A 17,615-nucleotide genomic window follows, 5' to 3' on the forward strand; every position below is an offset into this window, starting at 1 on the left:
CCGCGATGGCAGAGCTGAGCACACGCCCGGCCGCGACCGCGCGGACGCCCGGCGTTTCCGGCACCGCGACCGCCCGGCCGCCCGCCGGGGACCTGCACCGCCGGTTCATGCTGCGGGTGGGCGGGCTGCCGGTCGAGGCCGTGCACCGGCTGCGGGCGCCGGAGGCGCGGGAGTGGGCCGACCGGGTCCTGGCCGCGCGCGAGCGGGTCGAGGCCCTGGGCGCGGAGCTGAGCGACCCGCTGGCCGTCCTGGTCAAGGCGACGGCGGACGACCGCGAGCGCAGAGCCGTCCTCGCCCTGCGGCGCGAGGTGTTCAACGGCCGCCTGCCCCGCGACCCGGGCGCGGTCCGGGAGGTGGCCGCCCGGGCCGGCGGGGCGACCGGCGACCTGCTCACCGGCTGGCTGGACGCGCGGCTGCGGCTCGCCGGACTGCTGGACGAGGGCGGCCCGCTGATGGACCGGGCACTGGCCCGCACCCGGGGCGAGCTGCGGCGGCTGGCCCGGGAGGAGCGGCTGCGGCTCGGACTGGTCCTGGCCTCGCCGACCCTGGACGCCCGGATCGACGCGTTCGCGGCCGGCGGCGCGGACGGCGCCGGGCCCGTCCGCGTACCCGACAAGCGGACCCGCAGGAAGGAACGGTCACTGCTGGCGTACCTGTACCGCACGGCCTGCAAGACCAGCCCCTTCAGCACTTTCACCGCGGTCTCGGCGGGCCGGTTCGTGACCGTCCCCGCCGCCCGTGACGCGCCCGCATCCCTTGGCGAGCCCGCCGCCTGTGACGCGCCCGCATCCCTTGGCGAGCCCGCCGCCTGTGACGCGCCCGCATCCCTTGGCGAGCCCGCCGCCCGTGACGCGCCCGCATCCCTCGGCGAGCCCGCCGCCCGTGACGCGCCCGCTGCCCGTGACGCGCCCGCATCACTTGACGCGGCTGCCGGGCCGCCGCCGGGTTCCCCGGCCGGTACGACCGTCCGCCTGGGCGGCCGGTGGGCCGGCCACCCCCGCCTCAACGTCGTCGTCCTGGCCCGGATCGCCGAACTCGTCGCGGCCGACCCCGCACGCCGGGCCGACCTGCCCGTGGCGCTCTCGGCCGGATGGGACCTGGACGAGGACCGGGTGCGCTACGTGCGCCGGTCGGTCACCGCCGGCGACGACAGCGCGGCCGTGAGCTTCGACGCGGCCCACGACCGGCTGTTCTTCCTGCGCCGCAGCGGCACGCTCGAAGGGATGCTGAGCCGGTTCAAGGACGGCGGCCCGATGCGGTACGGGGAGCTGGAGGCGTGGCTGGCGGAGCGCACCGGGGCGAGCGCCGAGGAAGCGGCGCGCTACCCCGCGACCCTGCTCGACCTGGGCATCCTGCAGATGACCGGCCTGGACACCGACGTGCACACCCCCGATCCGCTGCGGGCGTTCCAGGCCTCGCTGCGCGCGCTGGAGCGCCCCTGGGCCGACGCGGCGGCCGACCGGATGGAGGACGCCGCGCGCCGGGTCGCCGCGTACGCCCGCGCGGACGCCGCCGGCCGCCGCACCCTCCTGGCCGGGCTGCGCCAGGACCTCCTGGCTCTCCAGCGAGAGTTGGGCGCCTCGGCGCCGTCGCTTCCGCAGACGCTGCTGTACGAGGACGTGACCGAGGACGGTGTCACCGCCGCCCTGGAACCGTGGACACGGCTGGCGGCGGAGCCCCTGCGCGCGCTCACCGGCATCCTGCCGGCGTTCGACGTCGCGCTGCCGCAGCGGCTCACCCTCAAGGGCTTCTTCCTCGCCCGCTACGGCCGCGGCGGCCGGTGCGACGACCTGCTCCGGCTCGTGCACGACTTCCACGAGGACATCTTCACCCAGTACCTGACCTTCACCTCCGGCAAGCCGCGGTGGGCGGCGGACGGCAGCCACGCGCCGGAGGAGAACTGGCTGGGCATGCCCGAGGTCACCGCGCTCGACCGGGCCCGCGCGGAGTTCACCCGCCGGATGCGCGAGCTGTGGGCCCGGCACCCGGAGGGCGGCGCGGAACTGCGGATCGACGAGGACACCGTGGCCGCCGTCACCGCCGAACTCGCCCCGGTGCGAGCCCACTTCGCCCCGCATAGCCACTTCGTCCAGCTCGCCGCCCGCGAGGACGACCCGCTGGTCGTGCTCAACAACTCCTACGGCGGCCTGAGTTTCCCCTTCACCCGCTTCACCCACTGCTTCGACCCCGCCCTGGGCCGCGGCGACGGCGACGACCTCACCGGCGACCTGCGCGCCGCCCTGCGTTCCTGGCAGCCGCCGGGCGCGGTCTTCGCCGAGATCACCGCCGGGTCCGCGACCACCAACCTCAACCTGCACGGCCGCCTGACCGACTACGAGATCGTCTGCCCGGGCGAGACCAGCACCGCGCCCGCGCCGGCCCGTATCGACCTGGACGACCTGTACGCCGAGCACGACCCGGGTGCCGACCGCCTGGTGCTGCGTTCCCGCCGCCTGGAACGCGAGGTGATCCCCCTCTACCTCGGGTACCTCGTCCCCATGGTGCTGCCCGAGGTCCCGCGCACCTTGCTGCTGTTCTCGCCGACCTCCCGCGCCAAGCCGCAGATGTGGCGCGGTGTGCCCGAGGGGCCCGCCACCGACGGCGTGACCGTGCGGCCCCGCGTCCGCTACCGCAGCCTGGTCGTGCACCGGCGCCGCTGGACCGCCGCCCCCGGCGCCACGCCCGTGCGCGAACCCGGCATGGACGACGCCGCCTTCTACCTGGCCTGGCAGCAATGGCGGCGGCGCCACGGGCTGCCGGACCGGGTCTTCGCGACCGTCCACGGCGGCGACGGCGACGGCGGCGAGACGGAGTTCGCCGGCGCCAAGCCGAGTTACGTCGACTTCGACAGCCCCCTGTCGCTGCTCGCCCTCGACGCGCTCACCGCCGCGGGTCCCGCCCGCACCGTCTTCGAGGAGATGCTGCCCGCCGAGAGCGAACTGCACGTCCACTCCGCCCGCGGCCGGCACGTCGCCGAACTGGCCGTCGAGATCGTGCCCGCGCCCGCACCCGCGCCCGAGGCCGCCCCCGCACCCGCGCCCCAGGCCGCGCCGGCGGCCGGCCACGCCGCCCCCGGTTCCGAGCGCGCCCCCGGCCCGCACGGCGCCCCCGGCCCCGTACCCGGAAGGCAGGACACACCCGCATGACCGACCCGACCTCCCGCCCGGACGCCAGGCCCGGGCCGGGCACGCCGGACGAGCCCGGCCACTGGCAGGCGTACCACGTCTTCTACGCCGCCAGCACCCGCCCGTTCCTGCTCGAATGCGTCCGCCCGCTGGTCGCGGAGCTCAGCCGGGACGGCCTCCTCAGCGGCTGGTTCTTCATCAACTACTGGCTGGAGGGCCCGCACATCCGCCTCCGGCTGCGCCCGGCCGCACCCGCGGCCGCCGCACAGGTGCGCGAGCGGGCCACGGCCGCCGTCGAGGCGTTCCTGCGCCGCAGACCCGCCCTGTACGAGGTCAAGGGCGGCTTCCTGGCAGACCTGTACAACACGCTGTTCGAGCTGGAGTACCCCGGCGGCGAGCGGGAACCGTACGTGGACGAGAACGGCCACATGCGGCTGCGCCCCAACAACTCCTTCAGCCAGGAGCCGTACGAGCCGGAGTACGGCAAGTACGGCGGGCCCGCCGGGGTCGAGCTGGCCGAATGGCATTTCCAGCGGTCCAGCGAACTGGTCATGGACGCGGCGGCGACGATGAACCTGCACCTGCGCACGGTGCTGCTCGGCGTCGCCGCCCAGCTGATGATGACCATGGCCGGCTGCCTGGTGCCCGAACAAGAGGCGCTGCTGCGCTTCCTCGACCGGTACCACGAGTACTGGAACGCGGCCTTCGCGGGCACCAACTTCACCGCCCGCGACGGCTACGACCGGGCGTACCGCAGCATGGACGCGGCCCTGACCCGCCGCTTCTCCGACATCCGTGAGGCGGTCGCCGCCCCCGCGCCGGACCGCCTGCCCGGCTTCCTGCGCGGCTGGGCCGAGCACTGCCTCGACCTGCGCGACCGGGTGAGCGAGGCGGCCCGGCGCGGCGACCTGGTCTTCCGTTCGTGGGACGGGACGCGTGACCTGACCGTCCGCGAGCCGGGCGAGGCGCTGCCCATGCTGCTGTCGCCCTATATGCACATGACCAACAACCGCCTGTCGGTGAGCGTCCGCGACGAGGCCTACCTGTCCTACGTCCTCGCCCGCGCGCTGCGCGAGCCGCAGCCCTCGGCGGCGCCATGAGCACCCCTGGCGGCGCCATGAGCACCCCCGGCGCGTTCCTCGCCCTGCGCCCCAGAGTGCGGCCCGACCTCGTGGTCACCCCGCGCCTGATGCGAGGTCCCACCCCCGTCCACCTCATCAGGCACCCCGCCACCGGCGCCCGCATGGAAGTCGGCGCCAAGGAGCACTTCCTGATCACCCGGCTGGACGGGACCCGCTCCCTGGCCGACCTCGGCACCCAGTACGCGGCCGCCTTCGGCTCCCGTCTGGGCGAAGCCCAATGGCAGCAATTGCTGCGGCTGCTGTCGGTACGGGGGCTGCTGGCGGGCGGACCCGAACCCGCCGCCATGGAGCCGGCCGGCGATCGGCGACCCGGTGCCAAAGGCGGCGGATGGCTGTCCGGGCGCACCCGCATGGTGGCGGACGCCCCCGCCCTCATGGACCGGCTGCACGCGGCCACCGCGTTCGCCCGCCACAAGGCGGTGGCCGCCGCCCTTGCGGCGCTGTGCGCGGCGCTGCTGGCGGCGGAGGGTGTGCGGTTCGGGGAACTTGCCGACGACACCCGGAGGTTGTGGCACGAGCCCGTCACGCTGTGCGCCGCGGGCGTCGTGCTGTGGGTCAGTCTCGGGCTGCACGAACTGGCCCATGGCCTGGTGGCGCGGACGTACGGGTTGCGGGTCGGCGAGATCGGCCTGCGGCGGTGGGCCGGCGTCATGACGTATCTCTACTGCGAGGTGGAGGACGTGCCGTTCCTTGGGCGGCGACGGCGGCAGGTCGCGATCGCGCTGGCGGGCGCGGCGGCGAACCTGGTCTTCCTGCTGCCGTTCTGGGGCGTGCGGGCGCTGCTGCCGGACTCCGCCCAGGCCGCCCCCTTCTTCGGCGGCCTGATCCTGCCGGGCACGGCCATGGCCCTGTTCAACCTGGTGCCGCTGCCCCCGCTCGACGGCTACAAGGCGCTCGGCTACGCCCTGGGTACCCTCCGCCTGGCGTCGGAGAGCCGCACGTACACCAAGGTCGTGCTTGCCGCCGCCGTCCTGCGCCGCCCAGGCGCCGGACGGCGGGCCGCCGCGTACCCCGTCCGCGTCCGCTGGGTGTACGGCGGCTACGCCGTCCTGTGCGCCCTGCTGGCCGCCGCTGCCCTCGCCGGGGCGGGCCTCGCCGCACGGGCGGCCCTCCCCGGCGGCTGGCGGGCGTTCAGCGCGTTCCTCCCCGTGGCACTTGTGGCGGTCGCTGCCGTCCTGCGCCTGCTGGGCCTGCGTTTCGCCGCCAAGCGGCCGCAGCCGCCGCCCCGGCCGGTCGCGGACGGCCCGGCCCGCGACGGCGCCCCGCCCCCGGAGGACGGCCCGGCCCGCACTCCCGAACCCCCCTCGGAGGAGACCCGCTCCATGACCACACCCCACCGGCCGTCGCGGCCGGCCGTCGTGCTCGACGGCGTGAGCAAGAGATACGGCGAGGTGCGCGCCCTGGAAGGGGTGTCGTTCAGCGTCGGCGAGGGGGAGTTCTTCGGGATCCTCGGGCCGAACGGGGCCGGGAAGACGACGCTGGTCGAGATCGTGGAGGGCATGCGGCGGGCGGACGCGGGCACGGTCGCCGTGCTGGGCCGGTCGCCCTGGCCGCGCGACCTCGCGCTGCTGCGCCGTGTCGGCGTCCAGACCCAGGCGTCGGCCTTCTTCACCCGGCTCACCGCGGGGGAGCACCTGGAGACCGTCGCCGCCCTGCACGGCCTGGGCCGGGCCGCGGCCGGGCGGGCCCTGGAGGAGGTCGGCCTCGGCGACAAGGCGTCCAGCAGGGTGGACGATCTGTCCGGCGGACAGCGGCAGCGGCTCGCGCTGGCCACCGCCCTGGTGCACGAACCCGAGCTGATCTTCCTGGACGAACCCACGGCCGCCCTCGACCCGGAGGCGCGCCGCTCGCTGTGGGCCGTCCTCAAAAGGCTGCGCACCCAGGGCCGGACGATCGTCTGCACCACGCACTACCTGGACGAGGCCGAGGCGCTCTGCGACCGGGTGGCGATCATCGCCGGCGGCAGGCTGGCCGCACTGGACACCCCGGCGGCGCTGGTACGGTCCCTGGCCGCGCCCGCCCGGCTGCTCCTCCCGGCCGGCCGCATGACACCCGAGCAGGCGCGGGCCGTAGAGGACGTGGACCGGGTGCTGACCGAAGACGGCGACATGGTCATCGAGACCAGGGCCGCCAACCGGGTGCTGGTCGCGCTCGCCGCCTATGTCGACGTGGCCGAGATCAGGACCCGAACCGCCACCTTGGAGGACGCCTACCTGCGGCTGATCGCACGCGCGGAGGCGGGAACGGACGAGGGAACGGAGCCGGGAACGGAGCCGGAGGCCGCCGCCAAAGCGCCGGGAGCCGGACCCGCCGCCTCCGCCGCCGCCCCAACCGGACCCGCCGCCGCGGAAGCCACGGGACCCGCGGCCGGGATGACCTCCGCCACCGCGACCGGGACGGAGCACAGCAGCCGATGACCACCGCCTACGGAGCGCTCACCAGGGCCGCGTACCTGGCCTCGGTGCGCGACCGGACGACCGTCTTCTTCACCTTCGCCTTCCCACTGGTCTTCCTGCTGGTGTTCGGCCTGCTCTTCCGCGGCCAGTCCGTCGACGGCGGCCTGCCCTACATCAACTACGTGGCGCCCGGCGTACTGTCGTGGGGCGTCGGCAACGCGGCGCTGTTCGGGCCGGCGTTCGCCATGATGCACTGGCGGCGCGACGACATCCTGCGGCTGGTGTGGCGCACCCCGACGCCGCTGCCCACCGTCCTGGCCTCGCGGTTCGCCGTCGCCGTGGGGGTGGGGCTGGCCCAGGCGGTGCTGTTCACGGCGGTCGCGCTGCTGCCGGTGTTCGGGCTGCACCTGCCGGGGACGTGGCCGCTGGCACTGCCGCTGCTCGTCCTGGGCGTCGCGGCCTTCCTCGCGATGGGGCTGGTCGTGGGCAGCCTCGCCGACACCCCGGAGGCGGTCGCGGCGATCGCCAACTGCGTCATGGTGCCGATGGCGTTCCTGTCCGGCTCCTTCTACCCGTCCGACCTGCTGCCCGGCTGGATCCGCACCCTGTCGTGGGTGCTGCCGCTGCGCTACCTCGACCACGGCCTCACCGACGTCCTGGCCGGGCGCCACGACCTCGGCCGGCTCGGCCTGGACTGCCTGGGCCTGGCCGCCTTCACCGCGCTCTTCGGGCTCCTCGCGACCCGGACCTTCCGCTGGAGCAACCGGACATGACGACTCCCGCCCTCACGCAGACGCCGCACCCGCGCCAGGAACGGCCGGCGGCCGGGCCGCTGGACGCCGCCGGGCGCGACCTGGAGGCCCGGCTCGCCGCCCGGACGGCGGGCAGCGGACTGCCCGCGCCCGCGGTCGCCGTGCTCGGCGGACGCGACCTCCTGCGGCCCGAGGAGGAACCCCTCGCCGCCCGCCGGGCCGCGGCGGCCGTCCACCTCACCCCTGACGCGGTGCTGATCGGCCCCTGGGGCGGACGGGACCGCGAGGCGGACACGGCCTGCGGCTGCTGCCTGGCCGTCCGCTGGCAGCGGCTGCGCACCCGCACCGAACGCGAGGCACTGGAGACCGGGCTCGCCGTCACCGCGGCCGGCGCCTGGCCGCTGCTGCCCGACTGGACGGTGGACGCGGTCGGGGGGCTCTACGCATGGGCGTTCGGCGGCGGGCCGCGGACTCCCGAGCGCGGCGGCGATCCGGCGGGACCGGCCCTCGTCACCCGCTACGACCTGGAGACCGGCCACGTCCGCACGGTGCCGCTGCTCGCCGAGCCGCTGTGCGACCGCCACCCCCGCGACCCCGGCGGGACGCCCCCGCCGCGGCTCGTGCCGCGGCCCAAGCCCGCCGCCGACCGCCACCGGCTGCGCGCCCCGGCCGGATACGCCCTGCCCACCGACGCGCTGGCGAACCCGGTGTGCGGCGTGCTCGGCGCCGGTACCTGGAACGACGTGACCTCGCCGACCACCGCCCCCGTCGCGGGCAGCGTCTTCATGCGCGGCTACGCCGGGCTCACCGACGTCACCTGGAGCGGCCAGGCCAACTCCTTCGCCGCCAGTCGCGACCTGGCCTTCCTGGAGGGGCTGGAACGCTACGCCGGCACCCACAGGCGCGACCGCGAGCCGCTGATCGTGGAGTCGTACGACACCCTCGGCGACGCGGCGCTCGACCCGCGGACCTGCGGGATGTACGCGGAGGAGACCTACCGCCGGGACCCGGTGCTCGCGCCCTTCGACCCGTCGCGCCCGATCCCCTGGGTGCGCGGCCACTCGCTGCGCGACGACCGCCCGGTGCTGGTGCCGGCCCGGCTGGCGTACTACAGCGCCGGCACCCACGCCGACAACTTCGTCTTCGAGTGCTCCAACGGCTGCGCGATCGGGAGCTGCCTGGAGGAGGCGGTGCTGTTCGGCCTGCTCGAACTGGTCGAGCGCGACGCCTTCCTGCTCGGCTGGTACGGCGACGCGCGGCTCACCGAGATCGACCTGGCCTCCTGCGGCAGCCCGGTGGCGCGCGCGATGACCGACCGGGCCGCCCTGTGCGGCTACGACGTCCACGTCTACGACAACCGGATCGACCTGCCCGTCCCGGTCGTCACCGGGCTCGCGGTGCGCCGCGACGGCGGCCCGGGCACGCTGGCCTTCGCCGCCGGAGCCGCCTTCGACCCGGAGACGGCCGTGGAGTCCGCGGTCTCGGAGATCCTCACCTACCTGCCGCACCTGCCCCGGCAGGTCGCCGAGCGGCCGGCCGAACTGGCCGCGATGGCCGAGGACTTCACGCTGGTGCGGCGGCTGCCCGACCACGCGGCGCTGTTCGGGCTGCCCCGCATGAAGGCCCATGTGCGCGGCTACCTGGAGCCGGCCGCCGTCCGTCCCCTCGCCGAGGTGTACGCGAGCTGGCAGCGGCAGCGGCCGCGCGGCCTGGACCTGCGGGAGGACGTGCTGTGGCTGCGGGACGTCCTGACCGGGGCCGGTTTCGACGTGATCGTGGTGGACCAGACGACGCCCGAGCAGCGGCGGCTGGGGCTGCGTACGGTGTGCACCCTCGTCCCCGGGCTGCTGCCGATCGACTTCGGGTGGACCCGGCAGCGGGCGCTGACCATGCCGCGGCTGCGCACGGCCTTCCGGCGGGCCGGACTGCGGCCCGACGACCTGCGGGAGGAGGAGGTCCGGCGGGTGCCGCACCCCTTCCCGTGAGGGCGCGGATCCCCGCGACGGCCGCGGGCTTGCGTGCGGGCCGCGGGGTCGCGGCCCGCACGGCCCGGCTCCTCGCCGGCCGTGCGGACCACGGCACGCGCCGCGAATCAGGCGGTGCAGCTCGTGGTGCTGGTGGTGCTGGAGCAGGTGCTGGTGGACGAGCAGCTGGTCGAGGAGCCGAGCATGACCTCGCTGGCGTCGGAGTAGTCGGTGATCTCGAAGGTCTCCGACTCCAGCTCCAGGATCTCCTGGGCGAGCGAGGCGAGCGGCGCGTCCATCTTGATGTCAGCCATGGTGACACTCCTTTGCGACGGCGGGAGCGGTCCCGGCCCGGGGCCGCCGGACTCTTTCTACGCGCGTCCGCTGTCACTTCCGCCTGCCGATCGCTGGCATGTCGCTGTCACGCGGCCGGAACCTTCGGCCACAACCGTTCGGGACGGAGCGCTCCTTGACCGGCACCACACCGCAGACATCCGCCACGCCCGCGGCCCCCGGGAGCCCGGGCGCCGCGGCCGTCCCCGCCACCCCTGCGGCCCCCGCGATTCCCGCGGCTCCCGCGACCCCAGCGGCTCCCGCGACCCCGGCCACGCCCGCGGCCCCCGCGATTCCTGCGGAGGCGGAGGCCCTGCTGCCGTCCGTCGCCGCGTTCTACCTGGACCTGCACCGGCACCCGGAGCTGTCGGGGCGGGAGGCGCGCACCGCCGCCCGGTTCGCGGGATGGCTCACCGCCGCCGGTTACGACGTCGAGTCCCGCATCGGCGGCCACGGGGTCGCCGGTGTGCTGCGCAACGGCCCCGGGCCCGTGGTCCTGCTGCGCGCAGAGCTCGACGCGCTACCGGTCGAGGAGGACACGGGAGCGCCGTACGCGAGCACCGTGCCGGGCGTGATGCACGCCTGCGGGCACGACGCCCACCTGGCGTGCGCGGCCGGGGCGGCGTCGCTGCTGGCCGGTGCGCGGGAGCGGTGGCGGGGGACGGTGGTGGTCGTCGGGCAGCCCGCCGAGGAGACGCTGAGCGGGGCGGAGGCCATGCTGGCCGGCGGGCTGTACGAGCGGGTGCCCGTGCCGGACGTCGTACTGGCCCAGCACACCGTGCCGCTGCCCGCCGGAATGGTCGCGCACGCGGACGGGCCACTGCTCGCCGCCAGTGCCACGGCGGAGGTCGTCCTGCACGGGCGCGGCGGCCACGCCTCGGCCCCGCACCTCACCGTGGACCCGGTGGTGACCGCCGCGGCGACCGTCCTGCGCCTGCAGACGGTCGCGTCCCGGGAGACCGCCCCGGGCGAGCCGCTGGTCCTCACCGTGAGCGCGCTCAGGGCGGGCGGCGCCGGCAACACCATCCCCGACGCGGCGACCCTGGAGGTCACCGTCCGGGCGTTCTCCGCCAGGGCCGTGGACCGCGCGCTGGCCGCCGTACGCCGGATCGCGCGCGCCGAGTCCGCCGCCTCGGGCGCGGAACGCGAGCCGGAGGTCCGCGTCCTGTCGCGGTCGGGGGTCACCGTCAACGACCCGGAGGTGACGCAAGCGGTGCGCCGGGCCCACCAGGAGGCGTTCGGCGCGCCACGGGTGGGCCCCTGGCAGCCGTCGATGGCCACGGAGGACTTCCCGCTGTTCGGCGACGCCGGCGCGGGCGTGCACGGCGTCACCGGCATACGTACCGGCTACTGGATGCTCGGCTCGGTCGGCCCGCGGCAATGGGCGCGGGCGGGCCGGGGGGAGGGCGACGGAAGGGGCGCGGGCCGGGAGGAGGGCGACGGGGCGGACCGCCTCCTCGCCGCGCCGCCCGGCAACCACTCCCCGCGTTTCCTGCCCCATGTGCGGCTGACCCTCGGCACCGGCGTGACCGCGCTCGCGGTGGCCGCCCGGGCGCACCTCGCGGGCCCGGCGGGGGCCGGTTAGGGTCGCCTCGCGGTCGCCCTCCGCGGTGGAGGGCCGAAGCACGCAGCCACCGTGGGGGCCCGATGAGACTGAAGCTGGAGTTCACGACCGAGCCGTTCGACCTGGACGAGCCGCCGCCGCACGCCCGGGTGGCGCGGGAACTGGTGGAGGGCACGCTGGAGGCGGTCGACGTCGGGCCCTTCGGCAACACCGCGGAGGGGTCGGCGGACGCCGTGATCGCGGCGGTCGGCGAGCTGCTGCGGCGCACCCTCGCGGCCGGGGCCACCAGGGTGACCCTTCAGGTCAACGCGCTCGGCGGGGACGCCGAATGACCGCCGCCCACCCCTTCGCCGAGGCCGTCAAGCCGCTGGTGGACGCCATGGGCGCGGAGATGGTGCCGCCCGCCGAGGCCCGGGCCGACGACGTGGTCCTCCAGTGGGAGGGGCGGCCCGTGGTCGCCGTGCGCCTTCCCCACCTGGCCGACTCCCTGGACCACCTGCTGGCCGACCTCGAACGCCGCCACGGCCCGCTCGCGCGACTCGGCCGCAAGGAGAAGCAGAACGTGGTGCGCGTCCTGGAGGAGCGCGGCGCCTTCACCGTCCGCCATGGCGTCGAGACCGCCGCGGCCGCCCTCGGCGTCAGCCGCTTCACCGTCTACAACTACCTCAACCGGGAGAACGCCCAGCGCGCTCAGGACCCGCCGCGCGAGGGCTCCTGACCGCTCCCGCGCGCCTTTCCGCCTCGCGCGCAGGGCGGCCCCGCCGCTCACGGCAGCCGGCCGCCGCCCGCCTCCACAAGCGCGGCGAGCCTGCCGAGCGCCATGAGCGTCCCCGTCTCGTTGTCCGCCGGCGGCACGCCGTCGGGGACGCCCTCGTGGACGACGAGGACCCGCGTGCCGCCGCCGTCCGCGGCCAGTGCGGTGGTCATCGTCATCGTCCCCCGGAGCCCGGGGTCCTCCGTCTCGAACTCCAGCTCCTCGACGACCTTCTCGCCGGGCACGAGCTCGGTGAAGCGGCCGTGGTACGTGTCGCTGTGCGCGCCCGTCTTCCCCGCCGCGTCCGGCGCCTCGTACGTCAAGGTGACGCGGAACGCGCCGCCCACCCGGGCGTCGAACTCGTGCACATGGGCGCTCATGCCGTCCGGCACCCGCCAGCGCGCGACGGACTCGGGGTCCAGCAGGGCGCGGTAGACGGCGGCGGGCGGCGCGCCGACGTGCCGCGAGGTCCGGGTCGTGTACATGCGCCCACACTAATCCGGGGTCACCGCCCCCACGGCAGCTTTTCAACAAACTGTTGACGCCCGTCGCGGCGCCTTCTACGTTGCGAGGGTGACCTCCAGCTTTCCGCCGGGTCTGTTCCGGCTCAACCGGGCCGGCGGCGCCGCGGCCACCGGTCTGCTGCGCGAGGTGTGCGCCAGCACGCGGTGGGCCGCCGCGGTGGCGCGGGGCCGGCCGTACGCCCGTCTCGGTGACCTGCTCGCGGCCGGCGACACCGCCCTGGCGGCGCTCACCCCCGCGGACCTGGCCGAGGCGCTGGCCGGCCATCCGCCGATCGGCCGCCCCCAGGACGGCGACGCGGTCTCGGCGCGGGAGCAGAGCGGGGTGCGCGACACCGAGCGCGAGGAGTTGCTGCGGCTGAACCTGGCGTACCAGGAGGTCCACGGGCACGTGTTCCTGATCTGCGCCACCGGGCGCACCGGCGAGCAGATGCTGGCCGCGCTGAAGGAGCGGATCGGCAACGACGCGGACACCGAGCGGGAGATCGTCCGCACCGAACTGGGAAGGATCAACCGCATCCGGCTGACCCGGCTCGCGCGGACCCCGCAGGAGGACCCGTCATGACCGCCGCCCCGACCGGCTCGGCCCCGACCGGCTCCGCCCGGGCCGCGGGCGCGGGTTCGGTCTCCACCCACGTCCTGGACACCAGCGCCGGCCGCCCCGCCGAGGGTGTCGCCGTGGAACTGTCCGTACGGCCGGGCCCCGACGCCGCCTGGACGCCGCACGCCGTGTCCAGGACGGACGGGGACGGGCGCTGCGCGGACTTCCCGGCGCTGCCGGCCGGCACGGCCCACGCGCGGCTGGACTTCGCCGTCGAGCCGTACCTCGCCGCGGGCCGCACCGGCCATGGCGCGGAGGGCGGCGGGGCCTTCTTCCCGCAGGTGGCGGTGGTCTTCGCCGTCCGGCCCGGCGAGCACCACCACGTACCGCTGCTGCTCAGCCCGTTCGGCTACTCGGTGTACAGAGGGAGCTAGCACGATGACAGCCTCTTCCGATTCCGATCCCGATTCCGCTCCCGGCCCTGGCCCCGGCCCCTCGGACGCCCCCGCCGGCCGCCCGGCGTACCTCGGGCAGAACCAGTACGGCAAGGCCGAGACCCGTGTCGTACGGGTCGTCCGCGACGGCGCCACCCACCACGTCCGGGACCTGAACGTCTCGGTCGCCCTGTCCGGCGACATGGACGAGGTGCACTACAGCGGGGACAACGCCAAGGTCCTGCCGACCGACACGGCCAAGAACACCGTCTTCGCCTTCGCCAGGGAGTACGGCACGGCGTCCCCCGAGGCGTTCGCCGTCCACCTCGCCCGCCACTTCGTCACCAGCCAGGAGGCCATCCACCGGGCCCGGATAAGGATCGAGGAGTACGCCTGGGAGCGCGTCCTGCCCGACGGCGACGGCGACGGTGACGACGAGGCCCCCGACCGGCCCCGGCACTCGTTCGTCCGGGCCGGACGCGAGACCCGCACCACCGAGGTCGCCTTCGACGGACGGGCGTGGCGGGTGATCTCCGGCCTGAAGGACCTGGTCGTGATGAACACCACCGACTCGCAGTTCCGCGGCTTCACCAAGGACCGCTACACCACCTTGCGGGAGACCGGCGACCGCGTGCTGGCCACCGAGGTCACCGCCCGCTGGCGCTACGGCTGGACCGCCGGCGAGCGGCCCGCCCCCGACTGGGACGCCTCGTACGAGCGGATACGCGGCCACCTGCTGGCGGCGTTCGCCGGGACGTACTCGCTGTCGCTCCAGCAGACGCTGTACGCGATGGGCGCCCGGGTGGTCGAGCACCGCCCCGAGGTGGAGGAGGTGCGGCTCTCGCTGCCCAACAAGCACCACTTCCTGGTGGACCTCGAACCGTTCGGACTGAACAACGACAACGAGGTGTACTTCGCCGCGGACCGCCCGTACGGCCTCATCGAGGGCACCGTGCTGCGCGCGGGGGCCGAGGCCGGCATCCCGGTGACGGACTGAGGAGGCGCCCGGCATGACCGAGCACACCGCGCACGTCCCTCCCCGGCGTCTCGTCATCGAGAACGCCGCCGTGGCCACCGTGGACGCCGCGGGCACCGAGCACGCCCGCGGCCACGTGGTCGTCGCCGGCGGCCTGATCGAGTCGGTGGGCGCGGGGCCCGCCCCCGCCGGCCTGACCGGCGTGGCCCGCCGGATCGACGGCACCGGCCACCTGGTCACCCCCGGCCTGGTCAACACCCACCACCACTTCTACCAGTGGCTCACCCGGGGCCTGGCGCAGAACAGCAACCTGTTCGACTGGCTGGTGGAGCTGTACCCGACGTGGGCCAGGATCGACGAGCCGATGGTGTACGCGGCCGCCTCCGCCTCGCTGGCCATGATGGTCCGCGGCGGCGTCACCACCGCGATGGACCACCACTACGTGTTCCCGCGCGGCTCCGGCGACCTGCTGGGCGCCGAGATCCGGGCCGCCGCCGAGCTGGGAGTGCGCTTCACCGCCGCCCGCGGCTCGATGGACCGCGGCACGTCCGACGGCGGGCTCCCGCCGGACTTCGCGGTGGAGACCACGCAGGAGGCGCTGCTCGCCACCGAGCGGGCCATCGACACCCACCACGACCCGTCCTTCGCCTCGATGCTGCGGATCGCCGCCGCGCCCTGCTCGCCCTTCTCGGTGTCCACCGAACTCCTGCGGGAGTCCGCCGTGCTGGCCCGCCGCAAGGGAGTGCGGCTGCACACCCACGGCAGCGAGACGGTGCAGGAGGAGGAGTTCTGCCACGAGCTGTTCGGCATGGGACCGACCGACTACTTCGAGTCCACCGGCTGGCTCGGCGACGACGTGTGGATGGCGCACTGCGTCCACATGAACGACTCCGACATCGCCGCCTTCGCCCGCACCGGAACGGGCGTCGCGCACTGCCCGTCGTCCAACGCCCGGCTCGCCGCCGGGATCGCCCGGGTCCCCGACATGCTCGCCGCGGGCGTCCCGGTCGGGCTCGGCGTGGACGGCACCGCCTCCAACGAGTCCGGCGAACTGCACACCGAGCTGCGCAACGCCCTGCTGGTGGGCCGCCTCGGCGGCGGCGAGAAGGCGCTCACCGCCCGCCAGGCGCTGCGCCTGGGGACGTACGGCGGCGCGCGGGTGCTGGGCCGCGCGCACGAGACCGGCTCCCTCGAACCCGGCAAGCTCGCCGACCTCGTGCTGTGGCGGCTGGACGGCCTCGGCCACTCGTCGATCGCCGATCCGGTGGCCGCGCTGGTCCTCGGCGCCCCCGCCCCCGTCACCTTGTCCCTGGTGGGCGGGGAACCGGTGGTCGAGAACGGCCGGCTCACCCGGGGCGACGAGGACGCGATCGCCCGGCTGGCCCGCGCGCAGAGCCGGCGGCTGGCCCGGCTCGCGGGCCTGGACTGACGGGCGGCCGGCCCGGACCCGGTGGGCGGGTGCGCGGGCCGGAACGGGGCGTCAGTCGGTCAACTGCTCGTAGGCGGGCAGCGTCAGGAACTCCACGTAGTCCGCGTCGAGGGCGGTGCGCAGCAGCAGTTCGTACGCCTCGGTCCACTTGCCGGCGGCGAAGACGTCCTCGCCGACCTCGTCGCGGATGGCGACCAGTTCGTCGGCGGCCACCTGGCGGACCAGTTCCGGAGTGGCCTTCTCGCCGCCTTCGAAGACCACGCCGGCGTCGGTCCACTGCCAGATCTGGGAGCGGGAGATCTCCGCGGTCGCCGCGTCCTCCATCAGGTTGAAGATGGCCACGGCGCCGTGGCCGCGCAGCCAGGCCTCGATGTAGCGGATACCGACCCGGACGGCGCCGCGCAGGCCCTCGAAGGTCGGGCGGGCGTCCAGCGAGGCGATGTCGATGAGCTGCTCCGCCGTGACGTGGACGTCCTCGCGCAGCCGGTCCTTCTGGTGCGGGCGCTCGCCGAGCACCGCGTCGAAGGAGGCGCGGGCGATCGGCACCAGGTCGGGGTGCGCCACCCACGACCCGTCGAAGCCGTCGGCGGCCTCCCGGTCCTTGTCCGCCTTGACCTTCTGGAACGCCAGCTCGTTGACCTGCGGGTCGCGCCGGGAGGGGATGAAGGCCGCCATGCCGCCGATCGCGTGCGCCCCGCGCTTGTGGCAGGTGCGCACGAGCAGTTCGGTGTACGCGCGCATGAACGGCGCCGTCATGGTCACCGCGTTGCGGTCCGGCAGCACGAACCGCGCGCCCGCGTCACGGAAGTTCTTGACGATCGAGAACAGGTAGTCCCAGCGGCCGGCGTTGAGCCCGGAGGCGTGCTCGCGCAGCTCGTAGAGGATCTCCTCCATCTCGTACGCGGCGGTGATCGTCTCGATCAGTACGGTGGCCCGGACGCTGCCCCGCGGCACGCCCAGCCGGTCCTGGGCGAAGACGAACACGTCGTTCCACAGCCGCGCCTCCAGGTGCGACTCGGTCTTGGGCAGGTAGAAGTACGGGCCCTTGCCGAGGTCGAGCAGCCTGCGGGCGTTGTGGAAGAAGTACAGGCCGAAGTCGACCAGGCCGCCGGGGATCCGCTCGCCGTCCACGGTCAGGTGGCGCTCGTCCAGGTGCCAGCCGCGCGGCCGCATCACGACCGTGGCCAGCTCGGCCGCGTCCTTCAGGGCGTACGTCCTGCCCTCGGGGGAGGTGAAGTCGATGCGCCGCTCGTAGGCGTCGATCAGGTTGATCTGGCCGCCGATGACGTTCTCCCAGGTGGGTGAGGAGGCGTCCTCGAAATCGGCGAGCCAGACCCTGGCGCCGGAGTTGAGCGCGTTGACCGTCATCTTGCGGTCGGTGGGCCCGGTGATCTCCACCCGGCGGTCCTCCAGCGCGGCCGGGGCCGGCGCCACGCGCCAGTCGCCCTCGCGGATGTGCGCGGTGTGCGGCAGGAAGTCCAGCGTCGCGGTGCGGGCGATTTCGGCCCGCCGCTCGTGGCGGCGCGCCAGCAGCTCGTCGCGGCGGGGGGTGAAGCGGCGGTGCAGTTCGGCCAGGAAGGCCAGCGCCTGCGGGGTGAGCACCTCCTCGGAGCGGGGGACGGGCCCGGCGGCCCGGCTGACGACGGCCGGGGACGGCGCGCTTGCGGACATGGCTGTCACTCCT

The 17,615-nt window shown here is 75.2% G+C and carries 15 protein-coding genes; 12 read left to right on the top strand and 3 right to left on the bottom strand.

Translation table 11 applies throughout. From position 1 onward, the window contains the following. The first annotated feature begins 5 nt into the window (after window positions 1–5). The 5 genes from K7G61_RS08005 to K7G61_RS08025 are packed head-to-tail and all read left to right on the top strand — an operon-like array spanning window position 6 to window position 9,400. Entirely contained in the window at window positions 6–3,146 is a 3,141-nt protein-coding gene (locus K7G61_RS08005) for a lantibiotic dehydratase family protein (RefSeq protein WP_263984062.1), read from the top strand. Continuing rightward, window positions 3,143–4,225, top strand: coding sequence for a lantibiotic dehydratase C-terminal domain-containing protein (locus K7G61_RS08010; RefSeq protein WP_225845980.1), 1,083 nt, complete (start codon window positions 3,143–3,145; stop codon window positions 4,223–4,225). Before K7G61_RS08005 ends, K7G61_RS08010 begins: the two co-directional genes overlap by 4 nt. Further along, window positions 4,222–6,684, top strand: a complete 2,463-nt coding sequence (locus K7G61_RS36900; RefSeq protein WP_308190603.1) for an ATP-binding cassette domain-containing protein — start codon at window positions 4,222–4,224, stop codon at window positions 6,682–6,684. The genes K7G61_RS08010 and K7G61_RS36900 overlap by 4 nt, the downstream gene beginning before the upstream one ends. Beyond that, the gene (locus tag K7G61_RS08020) at window positions 6,681–7,436 is read left to right on the top strand and encodes an ABC transporter permease (protein WP_225845981.1); all 756 of its coding nucleotides are present in this window, start codon (window positions 6,681–6,683) and stop codon (window positions 7,434–7,436) included. Before K7G61_RS36900 ends, K7G61_RS08020 begins: the two co-directional genes overlap by 4 nt. Further along, window positions 7,433–9,400 carry a TOMM precursor leader peptide-binding protein gene (locus tag K7G61_RS08025; RefSeq protein WP_225845982.1) on the top strand — a complete coding sequence of 656 codons (1,968 nt, stop codon included), beginning with the start codon at window positions 7,433–7,435 and terminating at the stop codon, window positions 9,398–9,400. The genes K7G61_RS08020 and K7G61_RS08025 overlap by 4 nt, the downstream gene beginning before the upstream one ends. 107 nt (window positions 9,401–9,507) lie before the next feature. Here K7G61_RS08025 and K7G61_RS08030 read toward each other — a convergent pair whose 3' ends face one another. Further along, a complete protein-coding gene (locus K7G61_RS08030) occupies window positions 9,508–9,693 on the bottom strand; it encodes a thiazolylpeptide-type bacteriocin (protein WP_372440957.1) in 186 nt (61 codons plus the stop codon). Between the two features lie 311 nt (window positions 9,694–10,004). Between K7G61_RS08030 and K7G61_RS08035 the strand changes: the two genes are divergently transcribed. The 3 genes from K7G61_RS08035 (at window position 10,005) to K7G61_RS08045 (ending at window position 11,994) form a co-directional block, all read left to right on the top strand. Continuing rightward, the gene (locus K7G61_RS08035) at window positions 10,005–11,297 is read left to right on the top strand and encodes an amidohydrolase (protein ID WP_225846105.1); all 1,293 of its coding nucleotides are present in this window, start codon (window positions 10,005–10,007) and stop codon (window positions 11,295–11,297) included. 62 nt (window positions 11,298–11,359) lie between these two features. After that, entirely contained in the window at window positions 11,360–11,608 is a 249-nt protein-coding gene (locus K7G61_RS08040; RefSeq protein ID WP_225845983.1) for a hypothetical protein, read from the top strand. Next, window positions 11,605–11,994 carry a helix-turn-helix domain-containing protein gene (locus K7G61_RS08045; protein WP_225845984.1) on the top strand — a complete coding sequence of 130 codons (390 nt, stop codon included), beginning with the start codon at window positions 11,605–11,607 and terminating at the stop codon, window positions 11,992–11,994. Before K7G61_RS08040 ends, K7G61_RS08045 begins: the two co-directional genes overlap by 4 nt. Before the next feature lie 47 nt (window positions 11,995–12,041). On the opposite strand, the gene K7G61_RS08050 is transcribed toward K7G61_RS08045, so the two are convergent. Beyond that, entirely contained in the window at window positions 12,042–12,515 is a 474-nt protein-coding gene (locus tag K7G61_RS08050; protein WP_225845985.1) for an SRPBCC family protein, read from the bottom strand. Window positions 12,516–12,603: 88 nt separating this feature from the next. Between K7G61_RS08050 and uraD the strand changes: the two genes are divergently transcribed. From uraD to K7G61_RS08070, 4 genes are read left to right on the top strand one after another with little or no spacing between them, the layout of a single operon-like run. After that, window positions 12,604–13,116 carry a 2-oxo-4-hydroxy-4-carboxy-5-ureidoimidazoline decarboxylase gene (uraD, locus tag K7G61_RS08055; RefSeq protein ID WP_225845986.1) on the top strand — a complete coding sequence of 171 codons (513 nt, stop codon included), beginning with the start codon at window positions 12,604–12,606 and terminating at the stop codon, window positions 13,114–13,116. Beyond that, the gene (gene uraH / locus K7G61_RS08060) at window positions 13,113–13,526 is read left to right on the top strand and encodes a hydroxyisourate hydrolase (RefSeq protein ID WP_225845987.1); all 414 of its coding nucleotides are present in this window, start codon (window positions 13,113–13,115) and stop codon (window positions 13,524–13,526) included. Before uraD ends, uraH begins: the two co-directional genes overlap by 4 nt. Before the next feature lie 4 nt (window positions 13,527–13,530). After that, window positions 13,531–14,523 (top strand): factor-independent urate hydroxylase, encoded by a 993-nt coding sequence (pucL, locus tag K7G61_RS08065; protein ID WP_225845988.1) that lies wholly within the window; start codon window positions 13,531–13,533, stop codon window positions 14,521–14,523. 13 nt (window positions 14,524–14,536) lie between these two features. Further along, entirely contained in the window at window positions 14,537–15,931 is a 1,395-nt protein-coding gene (locus K7G61_RS08070) for an 8-oxoguanine deaminase (protein ID WP_225845989.1), read from the top strand. A gap of 51 nt (window positions 15,932–15,982) precedes the next feature. On the opposite strand, the gene aceB is transcribed toward K7G61_RS08070, so the two are convergent. After that, window positions 15,983–17,602, bottom strand: a complete 1,620-nt coding sequence (aceB, locus tag K7G61_RS08075; protein ID WP_225845990.1) for a malate synthase A — start codon at window positions 17,600–17,602, stop codon at window positions 15,983–15,985. Window positions 17,603–17,615: the final 13 nt, after the last annotated feature.

This window comes from Streptomyces sp. HPF1205 (genome assembly GCF_020400825.1).
GTDB lineage: Bacteria > Actinomycetota > Actinomycetes > Streptomycetales > Streptomycetaceae > Actinacidiphila.